This window comes from Sulfitobacter sp. LC.270.F.C4 (assembly GCF_032922545.1).
In the GTDB taxonomy this organism is placed as follows: Bacteria; Pseudomonadota; Alphaproteobacteria; order Rhodobacterales; family Rhodobacteraceae; genus Sulfitobacter; species Sulfitobacter profundi.
Window position 1 is genome coordinate 40,797 of the sequence record NZ_CP136692.1, and the last position, 21,396, is coordinate 62,192.

General features: G+C 62.4%; 27 protein-coding genes and 1 tRNA gene. 18 read left to right on the forward strand and 10 right to left on the reverse strand.

The window, feature by feature from the left end; translation table 11 throughout:
* Nucleotides 1-47: 47 nt before the first annotated feature.
* From rpsP to rpmE, 9 genes are all read left to right on the forward strand, one after another.
* Nucleotides 48-434 (forward strand): 30S ribosomal protein S16, encoded by a 387-nt coding sequence (rpsP, locus tag R1T45_RS03950; RefSeq protein ID WP_007118056.1) that lies wholly within the window; start codon nt 48-50, stop codon nt 432-434.
* A 16-nt stretch (nt 435-450) separates the two neighbouring features.
* Complete coding sequence (gene bluB, locus R1T45_RS03955; RefSeq protein ID WP_317390181.1) at nt 451-1,080, forward strand: 5,6-dimethylbenzimidazole synthase; 630 nt, start codon at nt 451-453, stop codon at nt 1,078-1,080.
* A complete protein-coding gene (locus tag R1T45_RS03960; protein ID WP_162931880.1) occupies nt 1,080-1,229 on the forward strand; it encodes a hypothetical protein in 150 nt (49 codons plus the stop codon). The genes bluB and R1T45_RS03960 overlap by 1 nt, the downstream gene beginning before the upstream one ends.
* The gene (gene rimM / locus R1T45_RS03965; RefSeq protein ID WP_317390182.1) at nt 1,226-1,753 is read left to right on the forward strand and encodes a ribosome maturation factor RimM; all 528 of its coding nucleotides are present in this window, start codon (nt 1,226-1,228) and stop codon (nt 1,751-1,753) included. Before R1T45_RS03960 ends, rimM begins: the two co-directional genes overlap by 4 nt.
* Before the next feature lie 15 nt (nt 1,754-1,768).
* On the forward strand, nt 1,769-2,560 hold the full coding sequence (locus R1T45_RS03970; protein WP_317390183.1) for a hypothetical protein: 792 nt from the start codon (nt 1,769-1,771) through the stop codon (nt 2,558-2,560).
* Nucleotides 2,557-3,345, forward strand: coding sequence for a tRNA (guanosine(37)-N1)-methyltransferase TrmD (gene trmD / locus R1T45_RS03975; protein ID WP_317390184.1), 789 nt, complete (start codon nt 2,557-2,559; stop codon nt 3,343-3,345). Before R1T45_RS03970 ends, trmD begins: the two co-directional genes overlap by 4 nt.
* Before the next feature lie 68 nt (nt 3,346-3,413).
* Nucleotides 3,414-3,575: a DUF1328 family protein gene (locus R1T45_RS03980; protein WP_082849512.1), complete on the forward strand. Its 162-nt coding sequence runs from the start codon at nt 3,414-3,416 to the stop codon at nt 3,573-3,575.
* Between the two features lie 266 nt (nt 3,576-3,841).
* Nucleotides 3,842-4,219 (forward strand): 50S ribosomal protein L19, encoded by a 378-nt coding sequence (gene rplS, locus R1T45_RS03985; protein WP_067627182.1) that lies wholly within the window; start codon nt 3,842-3,844, stop codon nt 4,217-4,219.
* Between the two features lie 11 nt (nt 4,220-4,230).
* Nucleotides 4,231-4,452, forward strand: a complete 222-nt coding sequence (gene rpmE, locus R1T45_RS03990; protein ID WP_067262252.1) for a 50S ribosomal protein L31 — start codon at nt 4,231-4,233, stop codon at nt 4,450-4,452.
* A 173-nt stretch (nt 4,453-4,625) separates the two neighbouring features.
* Here the strand turns inward: rpmE and R1T45_RS03995 are convergent, their stop codons facing one another.
* Nucleotides 4,626-5,309 carry a hypothetical protein gene (locus R1T45_RS03995; RefSeq protein ID WP_317390185.1) on the reverse strand — a complete coding sequence of 228 codons (684 nt, stop codon included), beginning with the start codon at nt 5,307-5,309 and terminating at the stop codon, nt 4,626-4,628.
* 234 nt (nt 5,310-5,543) lie between these two features.
* Here R1T45_RS03995 and R1T45_RS04000 point away from each other — a divergent pair, with 234 nt between their 5' ends.
* Entirely contained in the window at nt 5,544-6,353 is an 810-nt protein-coding gene (locus R1T45_RS04000; RefSeq protein ID WP_317390186.1) for a division plane positioning ATPase MipZ, read from the forward strand.
* Between the two features lie 2 nt (nt 6,354-6,355).
* Here R1T45_RS04000 and R1T45_RS04005 read toward each other — a convergent pair whose 3' ends face one another.
* Both R1T45_RS04005 and R1T45_RS04010 read right to left on the reverse strand, forming a co-directional pair.
* A complete protein-coding gene (locus R1T45_RS04005; protein ID WP_317390187.1) occupies nt 6,356-7,240 on the reverse strand; it encodes a DMT family transporter in 885 nt (294 codons plus the stop codon).
* A gap of 26 nt (nt 7,241-7,266) precedes the next feature.
* Nucleotides 7,267-7,716 carry a MarR family winged helix-turn-helix transcriptional regulator gene (locus R1T45_RS04010; RefSeq protein ID WP_132443766.1) on the reverse strand — a complete coding sequence of 150 codons (450 nt, stop codon included), beginning with the start codon at nt 7,714-7,716 and terminating at the stop codon, nt 7,267-7,269.
* 66 nt (nt 7,717-7,782) lie between these two features.
* On the opposite strand from R1T45_RS04010, the gene hmgA reads away from it, so the two are divergent.
* From hmgA to R1T45_RS04045, 7 genes are all read left to right on the forward strand, one after another.
* Nucleotides 7,783-9,144 carry a homogentisate 1,2-dioxygenase gene (gene hmgA / locus R1T45_RS04015; RefSeq protein ID WP_411041353.1) on the forward strand — a complete coding sequence of 454 codons (1,362 nt, stop codon included), beginning with the start codon at nt 7,783-7,785 and terminating at the stop codon, nt 9,142-9,144.
* A gap of 27 nt (nt 9,145-9,171) precedes the next feature.
* A complete protein-coding gene (gene fahA, locus R1T45_RS04020; protein ID WP_317390188.1) occupies nt 9,172-10,425 on the forward strand; it encodes a fumarylacetoacetase in 1,254 nt (417 codons plus the stop codon).
* 46 nt (nt 10,426-10,471) lie between these two features.
* Nucleotides 10,472-11,422, forward strand: a complete 951-nt coding sequence (locus R1T45_RS04025) for an MBL fold metallo-hydrolase (protein WP_120351911.1) — start codon at nt 10,472-10,474, stop codon at nt 11,420-11,422.
* Complete coding sequence (locus R1T45_RS04030; RefSeq protein ID WP_093927319.1) at nt 11,422-11,676, forward strand: hypothetical protein; 255 nt, start codon at nt 11,422-11,424, stop codon at nt 11,674-11,676. The genes R1T45_RS04025 and R1T45_RS04030 overlap by 1 nt, the downstream gene beginning before the upstream one ends.
* Before the next feature lie 10 nt (nt 11,677-11,686).
* Nucleotides 11,687-13,318: an FAD-dependent oxidoreductase gene (locus R1T45_RS04035; RefSeq protein ID WP_317390189.1), complete on the forward strand. Its 1,632-nt coding sequence runs from the start codon at nt 11,687-11,689 to the stop codon at nt 13,316-13,318.
* Complete coding sequence (locus tag R1T45_RS04040) at nt 13,315-13,503, forward strand: DUF2783 domain-containing protein (RefSeq protein WP_067623468.1); 189 nt, start codon at nt 13,315-13,317, stop codon at nt 13,501-13,503. The genes R1T45_RS04035 and R1T45_RS04040 overlap by 4 nt, the downstream gene beginning before the upstream one ends.
* Before the next feature lie 236 nt (nt 13,504-13,739).
* Nucleotides 13,740-15,419 (forward strand): ABC transporter substrate-binding protein, encoded by a 1,680-nt coding sequence (locus R1T45_RS04045; protein ID WP_132443772.1) that lies wholly within the window; start codon nt 13,740-13,742, stop codon nt 15,417-15,419.
* A gap of 68 nt (nt 15,420-15,487) precedes the next feature.
* Here the strand turns inward: R1T45_RS04045 and R1T45_RS04050 are convergent, their stop codons facing one another.
* The 7 genes from R1T45_RS04050 to clpS form a co-directional block, all read right to left on the reverse strand.
* The gene (locus R1T45_RS04050) at nt 15,488-16,423 is read right to left on the reverse strand and encodes an acetamidase/formamidase family protein (protein WP_317390190.1); all 936 of its coding nucleotides are present in this window, start codon (nt 16,421-16,423) and stop codon (nt 15,488-15,490) included.
* A complete protein-coding gene (locus tag R1T45_RS04055; protein ID WP_317390191.1) occupies nt 16,420-17,388 on the reverse strand; it encodes a Gfo/Idh/MocA family oxidoreductase in 969 nt (322 codons plus the stop codon). Before R1T45_RS04055 ends, R1T45_RS04050 begins: the two co-directional genes overlap by 4 nt.
* A 75-nt stretch (nt 17,389-17,463) precedes the next feature.
* A complete protein-coding gene (locus R1T45_RS04060) occupies nt 17,464-17,895 on the reverse strand; it encodes an acyl-CoA thioesterase (RefSeq protein ID WP_120351916.1) in 432 nt (143 codons plus the stop codon).
* A 134-nt stretch (nt 17,896-18,029) separates the two neighbouring features.
* Nucleotides 18,030-18,106, reverse strand: a tRNA-Met gene (locus R1T45_RS04065).
* Between the two features lie 117 nt (nt 18,107-18,223).
* Nucleotides 18,224-19,024: an SDR family oxidoreductase gene (locus R1T45_RS04070; RefSeq protein WP_317390192.1), complete on the reverse strand. Its 801-nt coding sequence runs from the start codon at nt 19,022-19,024 to the stop codon at nt 18,224-18,226.
* Nucleotides 19,025-19,043: 19 nt separating this feature from the next.
* Complete coding sequence (locus R1T45_RS04075) at nt 19,044-20,036, reverse strand: class I SAM-dependent methyltransferase (protein ID WP_317390193.1); 993 nt, start codon at nt 20,034-20,036, stop codon at nt 19,044-19,046.
* A gap of 3 nt (nt 20,037-20,039) precedes the next feature.
* Entirely contained in the window at nt 20,040-20,363 is a 324-nt protein-coding gene (clpS, locus tag R1T45_RS04080) for an ATP-dependent Clp protease adapter ClpS (RefSeq protein ID WP_120352290.1), read from the reverse strand.
* Nucleotides 20,364-20,519: 156 nt separating this feature from the next.
* On the opposite strand from clpS, the gene R1T45_RS04085 reads away from it, so the two are divergent.
* The gene (locus R1T45_RS04085; protein WP_317390194.1) at nt 20,520-21,227 is read left to right on the forward strand and encodes an HAD family hydrolase; all 708 of its coding nucleotides are present in this window, start codon (nt 20,520-20,522) and stop codon (nt 21,225-21,227) included.
* The last annotated feature ends 169 nt before the right edge of the window (nt 21,228-21,396 follow it).

A 21,396-nucleotide genomic window follows, 5' to 3' on the forward strand; every position in this document is an offset into this window, starting at 1 on the left:
GCGGGGGTCACCCCCACCCTGCACACCAACTCAAAGGACTACTCATCATGGCCATGAAAATTCGTCTCGCCCGCGGCGGCTCCAAAAAGCGCCCCTTCTACCGTATCGTTGCAGCCGACAGCCGCATGCCACGCGATGGCCGCTTCATCGAGAAGCTGGGCACATACAACCCGCTGCTGCCGAAAGACAGCGAAGAGCGCGTAAAGATGGACGTTGAAAAGATCGAAGCATGGATCGCCAAAGGTGCCCAGCCGACCGAGCGTGTGACACGCATGCTGGAAGCCGCTGGCGTCCGCGAAAAGACCGAGCGTAACAACCCCAAGAAGGGCACACCGGGCAAGAAAGCCCAAGAGCGCGTTCAAGAGAAGGCTGACAAAGCCGCTGCCGCTGCTGAAGCCGCCAACGCACCTGCCGAAGAAGCTTCCGCAGAATAAGCTGCGAGCGCCCGGCATGGATGAATTCACTGAAGACTTCCGTGCCGGGCTGCACGACCTGATGCGGTGGCGGCGCGATGTGCGCCGCTTTCGCACAGACCCGCTGGACGAGGCACTGGTGCAAACCTGCCTCGACAGCTTTACTTTCGCCCCTTCTGTGGGCCTGTCGGAACCATGGCGGATCATCCGCGTGCAATCTGACACCGCGCGCCAAGCCGCGCTTGAGAATTTCGAAACAGCCAATGCCCGCGCCCTTGCCGGATATGACGGTGACAAGGCCGCGCTCTATGCCGGGCTCAAGCTTTCGGGCATGAGCGACGCGCCGGAGCAATTGGCGATTTACTGTGATGAAAGCACCGACAAAGGCAGCGGCCTTGGTGCCGGGACAATGCCCGAGATGCGCCGCTATTCCGTGGTGGGTGGGATCAACTATTTGTGGCTCACCGCCCGCGCCCATGGCCTTGGGCTGGGCTGGGTTTCCGTGCTTGACCCTGCGCGGCTGAACCGTGATCTTGCCGTTCCAAAGGACTGGTCGCTGGTGGCCTATCTTTGTATGGGCTGGCCCGAGGACAACAGCCTGACGCCGGAACTGGAAACCAAGGGGTGGGAGGTGCGCGCCCCGCACCTGAAGGTCGAGGCCCGTTAATGAAAAAGCTACTGTTCCTTCTGTCCGTGCTCGTGCTCGGCTTTGTCCTTGGCATCCGCTACGATCGGCAGTTAATGCAGGACGAATGCAAAGCCGGGGCCGGAGAATGGACCGGGACGATCTGCGTGAATTCGGAGTTGTTGCAATGAGTGACCAAGACCTGATCTGTGTCGGTGCCATCGCGGGCGCCTACGGCGTGCGCGGCGAAGTGCGCGTGAAAAGCTACTGCGCCGTGCCCGCAGACATCGAGGGCTACCGCCCGCTGAGCACCGAGGATGGCAGCCGGACCTTCACCCTTGCTCTGCTGCACCCGGTCAAGAACGGCTTTGCCGCCCGCATCGCCGAGATCACCACCAAGGAAGAGGCCGACGATATGCGCGGTGTCTCGCTCTTTGCCGCGCGCGACCAACTTCCCGGTCTGCCGGATGATGAGTTCTACCACGCCGACCTCATCGGGCATGAGGTCTATGACACTGGCGGCGCGCTGCTGGGCCGCGTGAAAACGGTGCAGAACCACGGGGCGGACGATCTGTTGGAACTGCAATTGGCGGGCACCTCGGCCACCACCTTCCTGCCCTTCACCAAGGCCGCCGTGCCGACCGTCGATCTTGCCTCGGGCCGGATCGTCGCCGACCCGCCCTTGGGCGTGCTGCCGGATGGCAAGGATGGCTGAGACCGGAGCCGGATGATGCCCCGCCGGATCATCCTGCATCCCGGCTTTCACAAGACCGGGACCAGTTCCCTTCAGGCCACATTGCGCGCGAACCGCAGCGTGCTGAGACCCCATGTCGCGCTGCGCCTGCGTTGGCAGATGAAAGACCTGCTGCATGCCACGCGCGGCTATTCCACATGGCGCGATCCGCTTACGCTGCTCAAGGCCGAACACCGCTTCGACGCCTTGCTCGACGCCCTGCCCCGGATGCCACGCCGGACGCTTATCCTCTCGGCTGAGGAACTGGCGGGCCATTTGCCGGGCCGGGGCGATCTGGCCGATTACAGCGCCGCGCCCGAGTTGTTGGACAGCTTCACCCGCAGCCTGCGCCAGCGCTTTCCTCGGGCAGAGATCATGGTCTACCTCTCGACCCGTGACCCGGCGGAGTGGATCGCTTCGGCCTATTGGGAACATGTCAAAGCCTCGTCGATGACGTTGGACCTTGCCGAGTTCACCGCCCGCTACGCCCCTGCGGCAGACTTGGACACGGTGGTCGAGACAATCACCCGCCGCCTGCCCTGCCCGGTGCATCACGCGCGGCTAGAGACGTGCCGCGACCTGCCGCTTGGCCCGGCAACCCCGCTGCTTGATCTGTGCGAGCTGCCGCCTGAGGTGATGGCAGAGCTAACGCTGCCACCGCCCGAGAACCGACGCTTGCCTGCGGAACTCTTGCAGGCTCTGCTTGACGCCAACCGCCAACACGCCGATGACCCACAGGCGCGCCGCCGCGCCAAGACCGCCCTACTGACACAGGCAGGAACCGCATGAAACCCACCCGCTCTCACGGACGCCAAAGCGCACGGCCCAGCCTGAAACCCCGCGCATTGATGCAAGACGCGCCCGATTACGCCGATGTCTGGCAAGCCCGGATCGTGACCCTATTTCCCGATCTCTTCCCCGGCGTGCTGGGGGCCAGCCTGACCGGCAAGGCCTTGCACGAAGGCCGCTGGCAGCTGCACACCCACGACCTGCGCGATTTTGGCATCGGCAAACACCGCAACGTCGACGACACCCCCGCGGGCGGCGGGGCGGGCATGGTGATGCGCGCCGATGTTGTCGGCCCGGCTCTGGCCCGCGCGCAAAGCCACGCTCATGGGCGCTGGCCGATCCTTTACATGTCGCCGCGCGGGCGGCGGTTCGATCAGGCCATTGCGCGCGATTTGGCAAGCTGCGCAGGGGTGACGATGCTCTGCGGGCGGTTTGAAGGGGTCGATGAGCGGGTGATTGAGCATTTCGGCATTACCGAGGTCAGCTTGGGCGATTTCGTCATGACGGGCGGCGAACTGGCAGCCCAAGCGATGATCGACGCCACCGTGCGCCTGCTGCCCGGCGTACTAGGCAATGCCGACAGCATCGAAGAGGAAAGCCATGCCTCGGGACTTCTGGAACACCCGCAATACACCCGCCCCACCACATGGGAGGGGCGCGAAATCCCCCCTGTGCTGATGTCGGGCAACCATGGCGAGATCGCAAAATGGCGGCAAGCGCAGGCCGAAGACCTGACCCGCAAACGCCGCCCCGACATGTGGGCCGCGTTTGAGGGCAAAGACTAAGCAAGCGGCCCCTAGGGAACCCGCCCCCGCGCGGCGCGTTGATCCCCCATATTGGAGGGAGAAACCAAATGCTTGAACTGATTCTCATTCTGCTGATCGTCGCCGCTGTGGCGGCTCTCTTGGGCTTTGGTCGCGTGTCGGGGGCTGCGATGACCGGGGCAAAAGTGCTGATCGGCATCGTGCTGGTGCTTTTCCTGCTCGTTGTCTTGGGCGTGATTGCGCTGGCCTGACGCGCTGAGCTACAAAACTGGGGATCAAGGCGGCGAGAGCCCCCTTGATCCTTTAGCGATTGCCCCCTATACCCCGCGCATCCGGAATCGCTTTGGCGGCTCCGGTGCTTTGCGTTTAGGCGCAAGCGAATAAAGCAATGACGATGATACCTCCGGCGGGGGCCCTTGTGATCGAGAATGATCCCGGCGCTGCCCGATAGAACCCGAAGCTCTGGGTCGCGACATAATTTCGTGGAATACCGCGAACATCATAGGAGATAGGTCAGATGAACCTGATCGCAGAGATCGAGGCGGAACAAGTCGCCGAACTGGGGAAAGAGATCCCCGACTTCCGTGCTGGTGATACCGTTCGCGTTGGCTTTAAAGTCACCGAAGGCACCCGCACCCGTGTGCAGAACTACGAAGGCGTCTGCATTTCGCGCAAGAACGGTCACGGCATCGCCGGGTCTTTCACCGTGCGCAAGATTTCCTTTGGCGAAGGCGTGGAACGTGTGTTCCCCCTGCATTCGACCAACATCGACAGCATCACCGTTGTACGCCGTGGCCGCGTGCGTCGCGCCAAGCTGTACTACCTGCGCAGCCGTCGCGGCAAATCCGCACGGATCGTCGAAAACGCTCACTACAAGCCCCGCGCGAACGCATAAAGGACTGGTCGATGAAAACCGATACACATCCCGAATACCACATCATCAACGTCAAAATGACCGACGGCACTGTTGTGGAAATGAAATCGACATGGGGCAAAGAAGGCGACCAGCTGTCGCTCGACATCGACCCTTCCGTGCACCCCGCGTGGACCGGCGGCACTGGCCGCATCATGGACACCGGCGGCCGCGTGTCGAAGTTCAAGAACAAATATGCAGGTCTGGGCTTCTAAGCCTACCCTACATTGTGAATGCAAAGGCGCGGCCCCTATGGGTCGCGCCTTTTGCGTTTCGGGGTATGGGGCCGGGACCGGGCGTATGTGGCAGGCGGTGCGGCGGTATTTTTAAAAGGATGAAAGGAGGGAGGGCTGCGCGTCGGTGGAGAACGGCGTGGAGGAGGCCGGGGTTAGAGGCGGCGCTCTTGTAGGGCGGCTTGGGCGCCGTAGCCGTGCAGGTGCGAGAGCACCGCGCCGTAGGCGATCAGCAGGTAGGCGAGCAGTTCGGTGCCCTCTTGGACGGTGGTTTTGACTTGGGGGTCATAGGCGGCGCCCATGACGGCCTCCCACAAAGCGCCGGTGCCGAAGGTCCGCGAGAAAAAGAGCAGCAGCACCACGCCGATATAGACAAAGGTGGCAGAGCGGGTTTGCAGATGGTGCAGCATCGGCAGGAGCGTTGTCCCGCGATTGCGCCATGCGATGAAGCTGCCCACGGCCAGTGTCACGAGGGCGGGGTAAATCCAGAACCCGTGCTGGATACGGTCGAGCGCGGCGTCATATTCGCGCAGGAACATGCAGGCGAAGAGCGTGGCCACCAGTGTGAGGTACCCCCGCATGCCCACATGTTTGTAAGCGCCCAGCATGAAGATGGCAGCCGCAATAGCGAGGAAAGTATTGTGCAGATGTTCTGTCAGCGAGTCTTCGGAGACGCCATCGCCCAGAACGGCTGTATCAAGGTAAACCGTGATCGGCACCAGAGCCACCAGCAGGCAGACAAGCGCGAATTCCGCGATCACTGCGCCCAAAGACGGCAGCACGCCGCGCGCGGTCGTCGGTTTTGAACTGCTGGATGTGCCGGGGTTGTGATCTGCCATAAGGGGGCCTTGATTGAACGGTTACTTGGACCACCAGTCAGGGCGGTAAGGCGCGGTGTTACACTGCGCCTTAGATGGTGAAAATAGGGCAAATCCCTCTGTTGTGCAAACGCGGCAGCGCTGCCACGGTCGGGCTGAACAAGCCGCCTCGCCACTTTCCAAAGCGGAGAACCCTACATATAGTGCGGCTCAACAATATCCTGCTTTGAAGGGCAGGCGCGAAGGGACAGCAGTATGGCGCATATAATCGTCGTCGGTAACGAAAAAGGCGGCGCGGGCAAATCGACCGTTTCCATGCATGTGGCGACGGCCTTGGCGCGCCTTGGCCATAAGGTCAGCGGGCTGGACCTCGACTTGCGGCAGCGGACCTTTGGCCGCTATATTGAGAACCGCCGCGATTTCATGCGCGAGTTCGGTCTGACGCTTGCCAGTCCGACGCTTTGCGAATTGCCGGATGTGGAGGCCAGCAGCCTGCGCCCCGGCGAGAACATGTATGACCACCGTATCAGCGCGGCTGTGGCGGAGTTAGAGCCGGACAATGATTTCATTCTGATCGACTGTCCCGGCTCTCATACCCGGTTGAGCCAGGTCGCGCATTCGCTGGCGGACACGCTGATCACCCCGCTTAACGACAGTTTCATCGACTTTGACCTGCTGGCCCATATCGATGCCAATGGGGAAAAGATCACCGGGCCATCGGTCTATTCCGAGATGGTTTGGAATGCGCGGCAGCTGCGCGCGCAGGCCGGGCTTTCGGCGATTGACTGGGTCGTGGTGCGCAACCGTCTGGGTGCGCAGCGGATGGTGAACAAAGAAAAGATGGAGCGGGCGATTGGCAATCTCAGCAAGCGGATCGGCTTTCGCACCGCACCGGGGTTCAATGAGCGGGTGATCTTTCGGGAGCTTTTTCCGCGCGGCCTAACGCTGCTGGACCTCAAAGATATCGGGGTGAAACAGCTCAATATCTCCAACATCGCTGCGCGGCAGGAACTGCGCGAATTGATCAAGGCGTTGGACCTGCCGGGCGTCACCCCCGACTTTTGAAGTTAGTGATGAGGCAGCGGCGGCACGACACGGCGGCGGCGTGACAGGGCAATGAGGTTCGACAGGAACAGCGCGCCCACGACGATGCCGCCGCCGATCAGCCCGTAGATGCCCGGATCTTCGCCCAGCACCGCCCAGACCAGCAGCGGGGCAAGCACGGATTCCAACAAGACCAGCAGACCGACTTCCGCGCTTGAGATATAGCGCGGCCCGAGCGCGATGAGCCCCGCGCTGGCGGCCATAAAGACCGCGTAGAGCAGCATCTGCGGCAGTTCTGCGGCGGGCATTTGCAGGGGCTGCGCCACGGGCAGCAGCACCGCTCCGGCCAGCAGATAGGCCAGCGCGACCGCGGGCACCATCGACACCGCGCGCGCGTGGCGCGCCGCAGTCAGCGCACCGGCAAAGATCGCCGAGATCGACAGCGCCAACAGGTCCCCCGCGCGCGAGGCATTTTCGGTCTCGCCCGAGCCAATGGCAATCACGGCAAGCCCCGCCAGCACCGCCGCGATGGTAAAGAACATGCGTCGGCTGATCGGCTCACCCAGAAAAACCTTGCTGTAGATCGCCGCGAAGACCGGCAGTGAGGCGAGGATGAAGACCACATTCGCCACCGAAGTCAGGCGCACCGCCAGCACAAAGCCGACCCCGGCGCAGGCCACGCCGCCGACGTAAATCGCGCTGGCCCACCCCGCGCGGCGCAGGGCGCGGAAGGGCGCGGTGCCTTGGGCCAGTAGCAACCCTGTGCCAATCGCCAATCCCACGAGGGTCACTTTCCAGAACGCCAGCGTCAGCATCGGCGCGTCGATGACGCGCACGAAAAGCGCTTCGGGAACGATGCACATCACCCCGAGAAAGGTGAGCAGGAGGCCTTTGGTTTGATCAGTCATGCGCCATCGGTGGCGATTTCCGCAGCCTAAGTAAAGCCCCCCTGCGCCACATCCGAAAGCTTGAGCAGCGCCCGCCGCAGCACCGCCGCCTCGGCAGGGTCGAGCGTGTCCATGAGCGCGGCATTATAGCGCTGCGCCACCGCGCGCAGATCGTCATAGGCCGCTTGGCCCTGCCGGGTCAGCGACAGATGCTCTACCCGGCGATCCCCATCGTCGCGGGTGCGGGTGACAAAGCGCCGTTCCGTCAGGCGGTGCACGGCGCGGCTGATCTTGGTCTTATGCATCCGCGCGCGCTGGCCGATCTCACTCGCCGTGAGTTGCCCGTAGAGCCCGAGGTGGAACAGCACCCGCCATTCGGTGCGCAGCATCCCATAGCGGCTTTTGTAGATCTGCTGAAACTCAAGCGAAGAGGCCTCTGCCGCTTGGTTCAACAGGTAGGGCAGAAAATACTGAAGCTGAAAGTCGTCGTCCGCCATGCTACACCGCTTGTTAGTTACAAATCCAACTATTACAGTCGCAACAGATTCTGCAAGGGGGCACAGATGACCAGCCATTCAAAGCCAACGACGATGACCAGCGCGGCCACCACTTCGGGCACGCATCCGGGCTACATGCCCGGTTTTGGCAATGATTTTGAGACGGAGGCCCTGCCCGGCGCGCTGCCGCAGGGCATGAACTCCCCGCAGAAATGCAACTACGGCCTCTATGGCGAACAGCTTTCGGGCACCGCTTTTACCGCGCCGTCTCATCAGAACGAGCGCACGTGGTGCTACCGCATCCGGCCCTCGGTCAAACACTCGTCGCGGTATGAGCGGATCGATCTGCCCTATTGGAAATCCGCCCCGCATCAGCCGCAGGATGTGACCAGCCTTGGCCAATACCGCTGGGATCCGGTGCCGCATTCCGACGCGCCGCTGACGTGGCTTACCGGCATGCGCACCATGACCACGGCGGGAGATGTGAACACGCAGATCGGCATGGCGAGCCATATCTATCTGGTCACCGACAGTATGGTGGACAGCTATTTTTATTCCGCCGACAGCGAGCTGCTGATCGTCCCGCAGGAAGGCACGCTGCGCTTTTGCACCGAGTTGGGCGTGATGGACATCGCCCCCCAAGAGATCGCCATCATCCCGCGTGGGCTGGTCTACCGTGTCGAAGTGCTGGAGGGGCCGGCGCGGGGGTTTGTCTGTGAGAACTATGGCCAGAAGTTCCACCTGCCAGCACGCGGCCCGATTGGCGCGAACTGCATGGCGAACCCGCGCGATTTCAAGACGCCCGTGGCCGCCTTTGAAGACCGCGAGGCGCCCTCGACCGTGACGATCAAATGGTGCGGCCAGTTCCATGAGACCAAGATCGGGCATTCGCCGCTCGACGTGGTGGCTTGGCACGGCAACTACGCCCCGGTGAAATACGACCTGAACACCTATTGCCCCGTGGGCGCGGTGCTCTTTGACCATCCCGACCCGTCAATCTTTACCGTGCTGACCGCGCCCTCGGGCGTCGAAGGCACCGCCAACATCGACTTCGTGCTGTTCCGCGACCGTTGGATGGTGGCCGAAGATACCTTCCGCCCGCCGTGGTATCATAAAAACATCATGTCTGAGCTGATGGGCAATATTCACGGTCAATATGACGCCAAGCCCAAGGGGTTCATCCCCGGCGGGATGTCCCTGCACAACATGATGTTACCGCATGGGCCGGACCGGAATGCGTTCGAAGGGGCGTCAAACGCCGAGCTTGCGCCGCATAAGCTCGACAACACAATGTCCTTCATGTTCGAGACCCGCTTCCCGCAGCATCTGACCGAATTCGCCGCCAAAGAAGCACCCCTGCAGGACGATTACATCGACTGCTGGGAGAGCCTTGAGAAGAAATTCGACGGCACACCTGGCAAGAAGTAAGCCCGCCTGCCCCCTGAAAGGACCGACATGACCCTGATGACCTCTTGGGTGGAAAGCGCCAACAGCGCCGATACCGATTTCCCCCTCAACAATCTGCCCTACGGTGTTTTCACGACCAATCGGCTGGAAGCGCGCTGTGGCGTGGCGATTGGCGATCAAATCCTCGACATGGCCGCTTTGGAGGAAGAGGGGCTGATCACCCTCGCCGAAGAGCCGGTGTTCGATGTGCCCTATTGGAACGATGTGATGGACCTTGGCCCTGCGGCATGGGCTTCACTGCGGGCGCGGCTGGTGGAGCTGCTTAGCGCGGATGCCCCGGATCAGGCCGCCGTCGCGCCGCATCTGGTACCGATGGACGAAGCGCGGCTGCACATGCCGATGATGGTCTCGGAATACACGGATTTCTACGCGGGTAAGCATCACGCGACCAATGTCGGCACGATGTTTCGCGGGGCCGAGAATGCCCTGCCGCCGAACTGGCTGCACATTCCCATCGGCTACAATGGCCGCGCCTCTACCGTCGTCGTTTCGGGGACCGAGATCACCCGCCCCAATGGCCAGCTAAAAGCCCCCGACGCCGATGCGCCGCATTTCGGCCCCTGCCAGCGGCTGGATATCGAGCTTGAGATGGGCGCGATCGTCGGCACTTCGACCGAGATGGGCCAGCCCGTCAGCATCGACGAGGCGGATGAGATGATCTTTGGCTATGTGCTGCTCAACGACTGGTCAGCGCGGGATATTCAGGCGTGGGAATACCAACCCCTCGGCCCGTTTCAGGCCAAGGCATTTGCCACGTCGATCTCTCCTTGGATCGTGACCCGCGACGCGCTTGAGCCGTTCCGCACCTCGACACCTGAGCGCGAAAAGGACCTCTTGCCCTACCTGCGCGAAACCAAACCCGGCCTCTATGACATTGACCTGTCGGTGCTGCTCCAGCCCGAGGGGGGCGGAGCCGAAGAAATCGCCCGCACCAACTACCGCGAAATGTATTACTCCGCCGCGCAGCAGTTGACCCATCACGCCTCTTCGGGCTGCGCGATGAACGCGGGCGATCTGCTGGGCTCCGGCACCATCTCCGGCCCCGAAAAATCACAACGCGGGTCTCTGCTGGAACTGTCATGGGGCGGCAAAGAGCCGATCACCCTCGCAGACGGCAGCAGCCGCAGCTTTGTCGAAGACGGCGACACGCTGACCCTCACCGGGCATGCGCAGGGCGACGGCTTTCGCGTGGGTTTCGGCAGCTGCACCGGCACAATCCGCCCGGCAATCGACTTTTCCTGAACAGGCCGCGCAACCGCGCAGGCGAACCAAGACAGAAGGACATCACATGGCCAAGCAATTCGCATCCCAAGGCGACATGACCGAAAAGGAAATCTCCTTCACCGAGGTGGGCGAGGGACTTTACGCCTTCACCGCCGAGGGCGATCCGAACTCTGGCGTCATCATCGGCGACGACAGCGTGATGATCATCGAAGCGCAGGCCACACCGCGTCTGGCGAATAAGGTCATCGAATGCGTCCGCTCGGTCACCGACAAACCGATCAGTCATGTGGTACTGACCCACTACCACGCCGTGCGCGTGCTCGGGGCCTCGGCCTTTGGCGCGCAGCAAATCATCATGTCCGAGAAAGCCCGTGCCATGGTCGCCGAGCGCGGCCAAGAAGATTGGGACAGCGAATTTGAACGCTTCCCCCGCCTGTTTGAAGGCCACGAGAGCATCCCCGGCCTGACCTATCCCACCACCACCTTTAACGGCCGGATGAGCGTCTATCTCGGCAAGCGCCGGGTCGATATCATGCAGTTGGGCCGCGCCCATACGGCGGGGGATGCGGTGATCTATGTGCCCGATCAGAACGTCATGTTCACCGGTGACATCGTCGAATACCACTCCGCCTGCTACTGCGGCGATGGGCATTTTCACGACTGGCCCGGCACGCTGGAACGCATCCGCGCCTTTGACCTCGACGCCATCGCGCCGGGTCGCGGCGACGCGCTGGTGGGCCGCGAGATGGTTAATGCCGCGATTGACAGCACCGCAGACTTCGTGCGCTCCACCTACCGTCCGGCGGCCCGCGTGGCCCTGCGCGGCGGCACCTTGAAAGAGGCATGGGACGCCGTGCGCGCCGAATGCGACCCCAAATTCGGCGACTATGCAATCTATGAGCACTGCCTGCCCTTCAACGTCGCCCGCGCCTATGACGAAGCGCTCGACATCGACACGCCGCGCATCTGGACGGCTAAGCGCGACAAAGAGATGTGGGAGGCGCTGTCGGACTGATGCCCCTGCCCGCGCTTCTTACTGCCCTGATCATACTGGCACTGGCGCTCTGGTTCTATCTGGTCTTTGCACTGGTGATGGATCACCGCCGCCAAGCTGCGCGCCGGAGCGGGCAGCCCTACGCCGGGCTGCGCGATACGGCACAGGTTTGGTCAAAGATGCTCCGCGCGCCAGAGCACCGCAAGTCGCGCCGACGGGTGACGCTGACCACGCTGGCCCTGCTTGTCCTGCTGCTTTTGCGCGCTCTTGTCTGAGGAAACCACCATGGCCTATGCCTACACCCCCTTCCCCTACAGCCCCCCGCCCGGCCTCACCGCGCCCGAGCCACGGCACCCGGTGGTGATCGTGGGCGCCGGCCCCATCGGGCTGTCGATGGCGGTGGACTTGGCCCTGCGCGGGGTCAAATCGGTCGTGCTGGATGACAACAATGTCGTCTCGCTCGGCTCTCGCGCGATCTGCTGGGCGAAACGAACGTTGGAGATTTTCGACAGGCTGGGCATCGGCGAGCGGATGCTGGATAAGGGGGTGACATGGAAAGTGGGCCGCCAGTTTCACGGCGAGAGGGAGGTCTATAATTTCGATCTGCTGCCCGAACCGGGGCATAAATACCCGGCCTTCGTGAACCTCCAGCAATACTATGTCGAAGAGTACCTTGTTGAACGCGCACAAGATTTCCCCGACCTAATCGACCTGCGGTTTCTCAACAAGGTGACCAATCACAAAGGCCACGCCGATCACGTCGAACTGACGGTTGAGACGCCGGACGGCCCGTACCAACTGGAAACCGACTGGTACATCGCCTGCGACGGCGCGGGCTCCGCGACCCGCAAACGCATGGGACTGCCTTTCGACGGCCAGACCTTTGACGAACATTTCCTGATCGCCGACGTAGAGATGGAAACCTCCCCCTTTGGCGACCATGACACGCCCGAGCGTTGGTTCTGGTTCGCCCCGCCCTTTCACAACGGCCAATCCGCGCTGCTGCATAAACAGCCCGACAACATCTACCGCATCGATCTGCAACTGGGGCCAGAGACCGACCCGAAGGCCGAGGCGACCGAAGAGAAAGTCGTGCCGCGCCTGAAGCAGATGCTGGGCGATGCGCCTTTCCGACTGGATTGGATGAGCGTCTATAAGTTCCGCTGCGCACGATTGGAGAAGCTCGTGCAGGGCCGCGTGGTCTTTGTCGGCGACAGCGCCCATGTGGTCAGCCCGTTTGGCGCGCGGGGCGGCAATGGCGGGGTGCAGGATGTCGACAACCTCGGCTGGAAACTCGCCGCTGTCGTGCAGGGCGACGCGCCCGCCAGCCTGATCGAGAGCTATGACATCGAACGCGGGCATGGCGCGGATGAGAACATGCGCAACTCCGCCCGCGCGACCAATTTCATGACCCCCAAATCGCCCATCGAAACCCTGTTTCGCAATGAGGTGCTGACCCTCGCCGCTCGTCATCCTTTCGCCCGCAAACTGATCAACTCAGGCCGCCTCTCACAACCCTGCACGCTGGCCCATAGCCCGCTGCAAACTGCAGGCGACGCCCCCCTGCGCCCCGGCAGCGCGCTGATCGACGCGCCGCTTGCCGGACCTGCGGGGGATCGCTGGCTGCTGGGGGAGGTTCAGGGCCAGTTCACCCTGCTCGCGGTCGGCGGGATCACGGCCCCGGATATCCCCGGCCTGAGCCGTATCGGCATCGACCAATCGCAGGATGCCTACCCCTGTTTTCAGGGCAAGGATGGCCATGCACAGCGGCGCTATGGCAGCGGGTTCCTCTATCTGCTGCGCCCCGATGGCCATGTCTGCGCCGTCTTCGACCAGCCCGACAGGGCCGCGATTTCCCGCGCCTTTGCCCGTGCCTTTGACGGCGCTTTGGACTGCGCGAAAGGAGCCACCGCATGATCCTTCAAGACAACCTCGGCACCGAGGGTGACACCGTCTATGCCGCGCTCATGGCCGCCCACGAAGGGCTGAGCGAGGCCGAAAGCCACGCCCTGAACGCGCGATTGGTGCTGATGCTGGCCAATGAGGTCGGCGACCCCGCCCGGCTTGAGACGCTTTTCAAAGCGGCGCGTGATCTGGCCTAAACCGCCATTTTACCAGTGGTTTTTCCCGGCCACCCCGCTTGCCGGGACGGTTTCCTGCGCTAACTTGCTCCTCAACTTCCCGCGACAGGCTTGACGCAACGCGCCTGATCGGCAGACTAAACACCCCGCGCCCACCTCAAGAGGCGACAAAAGCAGGTCAACTGCATCACCTGCCCCACCCTTAAAAGTGGGGATCCGCGATGGCCACGGCCAACGCACCAACAGAGAGGAAAATCATGGAATTTTTGACACGCACCGGAAAACCGCTGCCGCAATCCGTGCTGACATCAGCCGAGAACGCCAAGAAAGACCCCGTCAGCAGACGCGAGTTTCTGGCGATTGCGAGCGCCTTCGGGGCCACGTCCGCCACAGCTTACGGGATGCTTGGCATGGCCGCGCCCGCGCGTGCGGCGGCCCATGCCAACCTCAAGGAAGGCGGCACCGTGCGGATGCAGATGGAGGTGCGTGCCCTAAAAGACCCGCGCACCTATGACTGGTCGCAAATCGCCAACTTCAGCCGCGGCTGGTTGGAGTATCTCGCCATCTGGGAGAACGACGGCACCTTCACCCCCGGCCTGCTGGAAAGCTGGGAGATCAGCGACGACGCCACCGAATACACGCTGAACGTCCGCAAGGGCGTGACATGGAACGACGGCACCCCCTTCACCGCGCAGGACGTGGCGCGCAACATCGAAGGCTGGTGCGATAAATCGCTCGAAGGCAACTCCATGGCGGGCCGTTTCGCCACGCTGGTGGACGAAGAGACCGGCAAGGCGATCGAAGGTGCGATTGAGGTGGTCGATGACCACACCGTCAAGCTGAAGCTGCCCAAATCCGACATCACGCTGATCCCCGGCATGGCCGATTACCCCGCCGCGATCACGCCCGAGGGTTTCGACCCCGACACCATGTTGGAAAACCCCAAGGGCACCGGCCCCTACCTGCCCGAATCGCTCGAAGTGGGCGTGAAAAGCGTGCTGGTGAAGAACCCCGACCACACTTGGTGGGGCACTGAAGTCTTTGGCGGGCCCTACATCGACCGTCTGGAATACATCGACTACGGCACCGACCCTTCCGCATGGATCGCCGCTGCCGAGGCCGAAGAGGTCGACGCTTTCTACTCCATGGAAGGCGAATACATCGACGTGATGAGCACGCTCGACGGTTGGATCGAGAACGAGATCGCCACCGCGGCGACCATCGTGATCCGCCCCAACCAACTGGCCGAAATCGACGGCATGAAGCCTTACGAAGACAAGCGTGTGCGCAACGCGCTGCAACTGGCGGTCGACAACGCCGTGCTGCTGGAACTGGGCTATGCCGGTCGTGGGATCGTGGCCGAAAACCACCACGTCGGCCCGATGCACCCCGAATATGCAGAGGTCGAACCGCCCAAGACCGATCCCGAAGCCGCCCGCGCGCTGATGGAAGAAGCCGGTATGGCGGATTATGAGCATGAGCTCTTCTCGATCGACGATGCATGGCGCAAGGACACAACCGATGCCGTGGCCGCGCAGCTGCGTGACGCGGGCATCAAGGTCAAGCGGACCATCCTGCCCGGTTCGACCTTCTGGAACGACTGGGTGAAATACCCCTTCTCCTCCACCAACTGGAACGCGCGGCCTCTGGGCGTGCAAATCTGGGCGCTGGCCTACCGCTCGGGCGAGGCGTGGAACGAGTTTGGCTATGCCAACCCCGAGTTCGACGCCCTGCTCTCCGAGGCGCTGGCCACAGCCGATGTCGACGCGCGCCGCGAGATCATGGCGAAGGGTGAGAAGATGCTGCAAGACGATGGCGTCACGATCCAGCCTTACTGGCGCTCGCTCTATAACCACACCCGCGAGGGGTTGGTGGGTGCCGCCCACCACATCGGGTTTGAATACCACCCGGCGCGGATGGCTTGGGCAGAAGAGTGATCCGCCACTAGGTAGAAACGCGAAAGGGCCGCAGCGATGCGGCCCTTTTTCTTTGCGCGGCACCGGCGTTAACCGCCGATCAGGTCTTTCGCCATCATCATATGCACGCCCTTTTCGCGGTTCACCGTCTGGGTGATGCGCAGATCCCCGGCCAGCGAACAGAGCACATAGGCATCCTCACGGCTGATCCCCGCACGCTCAGACACCAGCGCGATCATCTCCCGCAGGGCCATCTCCGCGCAGTGGTCAAGGTCGGGGGCCATGCCCATGGTGATCACATGGGTCGGCGTTTCGGCCTGCGGATAGCTGAGCCCGCGATCCTTCAACACCGTCAGACGAAAGCGCCCCTGTAGCGCCGTCTCAATCGCCGTGACGCAGACTTCGCCGTCGCCCTGCGCACCGTGCCCATCCCCGCAGGAAAACAGCGCCCCTTCGTTGAAGACCGGCAGGTAAAGCGTGCTGCCCGCAACTAGCTCCTTGTTATCAAGGTTGCCGCCATGCTTGCGCGGCTCAATGGTGGCGATCCGGCCCCATTCGGGCGGCGGCGCCACAGCCATGACGCCAAAGAACGGGGCCAAGGGCAGTTCCAGCCCCCAAGGCAGACGGGCGATGCCCCGCTCTGCGTCCAGCGGGATGTTGCTGTGATAGGTCTCGGTGAAATCCTGCGGCAGCGTGCCTGCCAAGGGGCGGATGAAGTTATACCCCCAGTCCTGCCGCAGCACGACATCAAGGATATCGACCTTCAGCACATCCCCGGGCGTCGCGCCTTCGACGGCCACCGGGCCCGTCAGGATATGGCCGGGCATCGGCGGCGGGCCTGCCTTGTGGATGTCGTAAAGTTCCGGCGGCACATGGAAGCCTTCGGGCGGCAGGCAGTTCGGCGCGCCAGAGACGGTGTTGATGATTACCTCGTCGCCGCTTTGGATCGTCAGCGCGGGCGGGCGGCTGGCCTCAAAGTAGCCCCAGTGGCAGGTTTCGGGCGATGACTGCAAGGTGGCGGTCATGACTGTGTCCTTCCGTTGGCCAAAATGCCTTCGATAAGCTCCTGCACGCGCAGCGCCTCTTCTGGTGTGGCCAGTCGGCTCGGGCCGCCGTCCATCAGAAGCGCCATGTCGTCAAGCTGCGCTTTGAGGCTGGTGGCGCGGGTGTCGGTGGGGCTGCTGTTGGTCGGCGCGAAGGCCTCTCCGGTCGACAGGGTGTCGATGGCAAACTCCGAGATGCGGCGGCTGGCCTTGGCCCCTTTCACCGTCACCTCTTGCCGGTCCGGCTGCACGCCACCAACAGAGCCAAGGATCGAAACCGGCAAGCCCTCGGCATTGACCAGCCGTGCCGCGACATGGGTCTCGCAAAGTTCGGCGTCGGGATATTCCGCATGGGCCCATTGCAGGGTCAGCGGCCCCAGCACCCGCTCGCTCAAAAACAGGAAATGCGAGATTACCTCGCGGGTCATGCCGCCCTCTTCGGCAAAGCGCAGCCAATCCGCATCCACCTGCCACGCGCGGGGCCAGGCCGGATAGGTCACGATGATGTCGATACCGCAAAGATCGCCAAGCGCACCCTCACCGATCGACCGCGTTAGATCGGTCAGCGCCGCCCCCGCCGCTTGGGTGAAATTCACCGCCGCCGGGACGCCCGCAGCCTGCAACTCGGCCACCAACGCGCGGCTCTCCGCGATGTCCACGCCCAGCGGTTTTTCGAGGAAGATCGCCTTGCCCGCCGCCGCGGTCTCAAGCGCATAGGCTTTGCGCGGCACCGGGGGGCAGGCGAGGTAGACCAGATCGACATCGGCCATCGCCTCGGACGCCGTGGCCGACACTGCCGCCTCCGGCGCGACCTTTTCCGCGGCGGCGCAGGCCGCTGGGTCGGGATCCCACATGGTGGTGACCGTGAAGCCGGGGTGCAGCACCATGTTCTCGGCCATGCGCCGGCCCATGATCCCCAATCCGATTACCGCAGTCCTGATCGTCATCTCTGTCTCCCTCGATATGCAGCGCGATAAGACGCTGCAATTAGGGGAACTTCAACCGCCTCAGACCGATTGCGCCTAGGCGAGGTCGGTGCGGACCAGTGGTTTGATCACCCGGGCCAGTTCTTCGGGGGCGGATTGGCTTTCGAACACATCCGCAATGGTGAAGACGCAGGTGAACGACCCCTCGAAACACAGCACCCCGTTCTGCCGCGCTTTCATGCCGAAGGTGATGGATTTGTTGCCGAGCCGCGTCGGATAGGTTTCGCACATCAGCTTGTGCCGTGGCGTGACCGGGCTGCGGAAATCCATCGAAAGGTTCACGAAAGGCGTGCCGATATTGCGGTCGATCTGCAGTTGGAACCAACCATCGCCATCGAAATGCGCCTCCCACCATGCGTTGATCGCATCCAGCGCAAAATAGGGCAGCCGCGCGGTATAGGCGATCTGCGCCGGGTCACAATCGCCCCAAGTGACGTTGATCTCGTGAACGAAGTTTTCCGTGGTCATAAGGCTGCTTTCATCTGCTCAAACCCGCGCGGGGCATGGGCTATCTTCTATCCCTTCCAGCCCCGCGTGCAACCCAAGCGCAGGTGGCCAGTGCCAGCCCAGCAGGCATATCGTCATACGAAAAAGGGGGAGGATGGTGGCGTTACCTGGATTTGAACCAGGGACCTAACGATTATGAGTCGTTCGCTCTAACCAACTGAGCTATAACGCCGTGGCGCGTCGGATAAGGCAGCTTGGCATTGGGGTCAAGGGCGAAAGATGGATGAATTCATTTTTGCCGAAGAAAACTGCCGCCCCGTCTTAATGCGCGGGTCTTAATGCGCGGGTCTTAATGCGCGGGGGCCGAGACCACATCAAGCAGGGTACGCCCACCATCAATGGTCATGATCTCACCGGTCATAAACCCCGAGCTTTCGGCGGCGAGGAATTGCACCGCCTCGCAAAGTTCATTCGGCCCGGCGATACGGCCAAGCGGCGTATGCGCGCGAATATCCTCGCGCCAGTCGCGGTTTTCGGCCACGGCGGCGCGCAGCGACGCGCTCATCACCGACCCGAAAGAGATCGCATTCACCCGTATCCGGTGCTGAGCCAGCACCAGCGCCAGAGAGCGGGTCATCTGCTGCACCGCCGCCGAGGCAATGGCATAGCCCATCATATCCGGCTGGTGACGTTGTGCCGCGATGGAACTGAGGTTGATGATCGACCCCACCTGCCCCTCGGTCTGGCCCTCGGCCTGTTTTATCATCCGCCGCGCCACCTGCTGCGACAGTTGCAGCGCCGTCATCAGGTTCTGCTGCAACAGCGTATCAACCGAACCGTCTTCCACATCCAGTGGATCGGTGGGCAACACCTGCCGCGAGGCATTCACAAGGATATCGACCTGATCATAAGCGTCGATCGTGGCCGAGACGAGGTTGGCGATGGTCAGCCGCTGGCGTAGATCGCCGGCAAAAACGCGGACATTCCCGTCGTCCGGCGTGTCGCCCAACTCTTCCATCAGCTTTTTCTCGTTGGAATTGGCGCACATCACATTGGCGCCCCGGTCGGCCAGATGCCGCGCGATGGCAAGGCCAATGCCGTCTGCGGCACCTGTGATGATGGCTGTTTTGCCTGAGATCGAGAATGACATCGGGATACCCCCTTAAGGCTTAGCGGCGCCGGGTCAGCGGGCGTGTGGCGTGGAACAGTTTGAACCGCGCATCGCCTCCAAGCTCGGCCACCTGTGCAAAGCGTTTCTTCAGTTCCGCCTCATAGGGCAGATGCCGGTTGGCCACCATCCACAGGTCGCCCTGCCCCGACAGCATACGCGCGGCGGCGGCGACAAAGGCTTGACCAATCTGTGGCTCAGCGGCGCGGCCGGTGTGGAAAGGCGGGTTCATCACCACCGCGTCCATCCGGTGCGGCGGCTGCCATTCGGTGGCGTCCTCCCAATGGAACACGGCGCGATCATCGCTCACGTTATGGCGCGCGCATTCCAGTGCCAAATGCCCGGCCTCGACCAAATGCACGGTCTTCACCTTGGGCCGCGTCAGGATATGCGCCGAGAGGAAGCCCCAACCTGCGCCGAGATCGGCCACCTCGGCCCCAAGGTTATCGGGCAGCGCATCCACCAATAGCGCCGAGGCCAGATCGACCCCATCTGCAGAGAAAACCCCCGGCGCGGTCCAAAAGCCGCCCTCCGTCTGGGCGGGGCCAGCTTCCCAATCGGTGAAGAAATCGCTTGAGCCCGCGTCGATCCAATAGAGCTTGCCGTGCGCCTTGGAGATCGGCCCCTGCACCGTCACCCGCGCACGCATCTCGCGCAGGATCGAATCCGCGCCATCGGTCTTTTGCCCATCAACCACCACCGGCCCGTCGCTTACGGCACAGGCTTGCGCGACCAAGGCGCGGGCCTCATGTTTGGCGCGCGGCAGGCAGACTATGGCGGCGGCATAGCGCCCTTCGACCGAATGCGCGGCCTCATAGCCCCGCGCGGTCCAAGCATCATAGGCGGGCTTGAAATCGTGAATGATCTTGCAGCGCTCGGGCGGCAAACCGGCCAGATCAGCGTCTACGGGGGGCTGAAAGATGGCGATCACCCCAGTTTCGGGCAAGTCCAGCCCACCGCCGTTCAGGGCCAGTTCCAGTCGCGGATCAATCACGTGTTATTCTTCTTTTTCCATAGTGCATTGCAGCGGATGTTGATGACGCCGGGCGAAATCCATCACCTGCGCCACTTTCGTCTCCGCGATCTCGTGGCTAAAGACGCCAACCACAGCCAGCCCCTTTTTGTGAACCGTCAGCATGATCTCAAACGCCTGCGCATGGTTCAGGCCAAAGAACCGCTCCAGCACATGCACCACGAATTCCATCGGGGTGAAATCGTCGTTCAGCAGCATCACCTTGTAAAGTGGCGGGCGTTTGGTCTTGGGGCGGGTTTTAGTCAACAACTCGGTGTCGTCGTCATCCTTGGGGCCGTCCGCCATCATCTGCCAACCCATCGCGGGCCGGTCTGCTGCTTGGGTCGTCCAATCTGCTTTCGCGTCGTCACGGTGCATTGCTGCTCCTGCGGCTGGGGGTAGAGCTTGTTCGTCGTGCAGCCGTCTATATAACCCCTGAACCAATTTAGGAAAGAGGCAGCACATATGGGCGGGGCACTCACCACCATCGGTTTCGATGCGGATGACACATTGTGGCATAATGAACGCTACTTTGCACTCTCTCACGACCGTTTTGCAGCCCTTCTGGCCGAACATAGTGAACGCGACCATCTGATGGCACGGCTTTTGGAAGCCGAACGGCGCAATCTGCCGCATTACGGCTACGGGATCAAAGGGTTCACCCTGTCGATGATCGAGACCGCAATCGAGGTGACAGAGGGCAAAGTCCCCGCCGAGGTGATCAGTGACCTGCTCGCCGCCGGGCGCGAGATGCTGGACCATCCGATTGAACTGCTGCCCCATGTCGAAGACGTGTTGGAAACCCTGCGCGGTGACTACCGGCTGATCGTGGTGACCAAAGGCGACCTGCTGGATCAAGAGCGCAAACTGGCGCAATCAGGCCTGCGAGAGAGGTTCGATGCGGTCGAAATCGTCTCTCACAAGACCGAAGCCGCCTATCGCCACATTTTTAAGCAGCATGGGCACGGCGCCGCGCAGGGGCTGATGGTCGGCAACTCACTGGCCTCCGATGTACGCCCGATGATCGAGGCCGGCGGCTGGGGCGTCCACGTGCCCCACGACCTCACATGGGCGATGGAACACGCCGAACCGCCAACCAATTCACCACGTTTTGTTGAAATTAACGATCTTTCCGGCCTCCCAGAGACGGTGAAAAAGATCGTTTCGGGGTGACTCGCCCGCGCCGGTGAGTCGCCTCTGCGCCCCAACTAAAAACGCCCCACTGCGGGCCAACTTACGCCCAATTCTTGCCTTATTCGCGCTTATAGTGGGTCAATGTGCGCAAGCCTCTACATATTGGAGAAGAGATCCGTCCTTTTTTACCCTGTCCATCGGATTCGAC

Bases quoted from the DNA above. Each gene is read 5' to 3' on its own strand.
- rpsP (WP_007118056.1), top strand. From the start codon at position 48: ATGGCCATGAAAATTCGTCTCGCCCGCGGCGGCTCCAAAAAGCGCCCC.
- bluB (WP_317390181.1), top strand. From the start codon at position 451: ATGGATGAATTCACTGAAGACTTCCGTGCCGGGCTGCACGACCTGATG.
- R1T45_RS03960 (WP_162931880.1), top strand. From the start codon at position 1,080: ATGAAAAAGCTACTGTTCCTTCTGTCCGTGCTCGTGCTCGGCTTTGTC.
- rimM (WP_317390182.1), top strand. From the start codon at position 1,226: ATGAGTGACCAAGACCTGATCTGTGTCGGTGCCATCGCGGGCGCCTAC.
- R1T45_RS03970 (WP_317390183.1), top strand. From the start codon at position 1,769: ATGCCCCGCCGGATCATCCTGCATCCCGGCTTTCACAAGACCGGGACC.
- trmD (WP_317390184.1), top strand. From the start codon at position 2,557: ATGAAACCCACCCGCTCTCACGGACGCCAAAGCGCACGGCCCAGCCTG.
- R1T45_RS03980 (WP_082849512.1), top strand. From the start codon at position 3,414: ATGCTTGAACTGATTCTCATTCTGCTGATCGTCGCCGCTGTGGCGGCT.
- rplS (WP_067627182.1), top strand. From the start codon at position 3,842: ATGAACCTGATCGCAGAGATCGAGGCGGAACAAGTCGCCGAACTGGGG.
- rpmE (WP_067262252.1), top strand. From the start codon at position 4,231: ATGAAAACCGATACACATCCCGAATACCACATCATCAACGTCAAAATG.
- R1T45_RS03995 (WP_317390185.1), bottom strand. From the start codon at position 5,309: ATGGCAGATCACAACCCCGGCACATCCAGCAGTTCAAAACCGACGACC.
- R1T45_RS04000 (WP_317390186.1), top strand. From the start codon at position 5,544: ATGGCGCATATAATCGTCGTCGGTAACGAAAAAGGCGGCGCGGGCAAA.
- R1T45_RS04005 (WP_317390187.1), bottom strand. From the start codon at position 7,240: ATGACTGATCAAACCAAAGGCCTCCTGCTCACCTTTCTCGGGGTGATG.
- R1T45_RS04010 (WP_132443766.1), bottom strand. From the start codon at position 7,716: ATGGCGGACGACGACTTTCAGCTTCAGTATTTTCTGCCCTACCTGTTG.
- hmgA (WP_411041353.1), top strand. From the start codon at position 7,783: ATGACCAGCCATTCAAAGCCAACGACGATGACCAGCGCGGCCACCACT.
- fahA (WP_317390188.1), top strand. From the start codon at position 9,172: ATGACCCTGATGACCTCTTGGGTGGAAAGCGCCAACAGCGCCGATACC.
- R1T45_RS04025 (WP_120351911.1), top strand. From the start codon at position 10,472: ATGGCCAAGCAATTCGCATCCCAAGGCGACATGACCGAAAAGGAAATC.
- R1T45_RS04030 (WP_093927319.1), top strand. From the start codon at position 11,422: ATGCCCCTGCCCGCGCTTCTTACTGCCCTGATCATACTGGCACTGGCG.
- R1T45_RS04035 (WP_317390189.1), top strand. From the start codon at position 11,687: ATGGCCTATGCCTACACCCCCTTCCCCTACAGCCCCCCGCCCGGCCTC.
- R1T45_RS04040 (WP_067623468.1), top strand. From the start codon at position 13,315: ATGATCCTTCAAGACAACCTCGGCACCGAGGGTGACACCGTCTATGCC.
- R1T45_RS04045 (WP_132443772.1), top strand. From the start codon at position 13,740: ATGGAATTTTTGACACGCACCGGAAAACCGCTGCCGCAATCCGTGCTG.
- R1T45_RS04050 (WP_317390190.1), bottom strand. From the start codon at position 16,423: ATGACCGCCACCTTGCAGTCATCGCCCGAAACCTGCCACTGGGGCTAC.
- R1T45_RS04055 (WP_317390191.1), bottom strand. From the start codon at position 17,388: ATGACGATCAGGACTGCGGTAATCGGATTGGGGATCATGGGCCGGCGC.
- R1T45_RS04060 (WP_120351916.1), bottom strand. From the start codon at position 17,895: ATGACCACGGAAAACTTCGTTCACGAGATCAACGTCACTTGGGGCGAT.
- R1T45_RS04070 (WP_317390192.1), bottom strand. From the start codon at position 19,024: ATGTCATTCTCGATCTCAGGCAAAACAGCCATCATCACAGGTGCCGCA.
- clpS (WP_120352290.1), bottom strand. From the start codon at position 20,363: ATGATGGCGGACGGCCCCAAGGATGACGACGACACCGAGTTGTTGACT.
- R1T45_RS04085 (WP_317390194.1), top strand. From the start codon at position 20,520: ATGGGCGGGGCACTCACCACCATCGGTTTCGATGCGGATGACACATTG.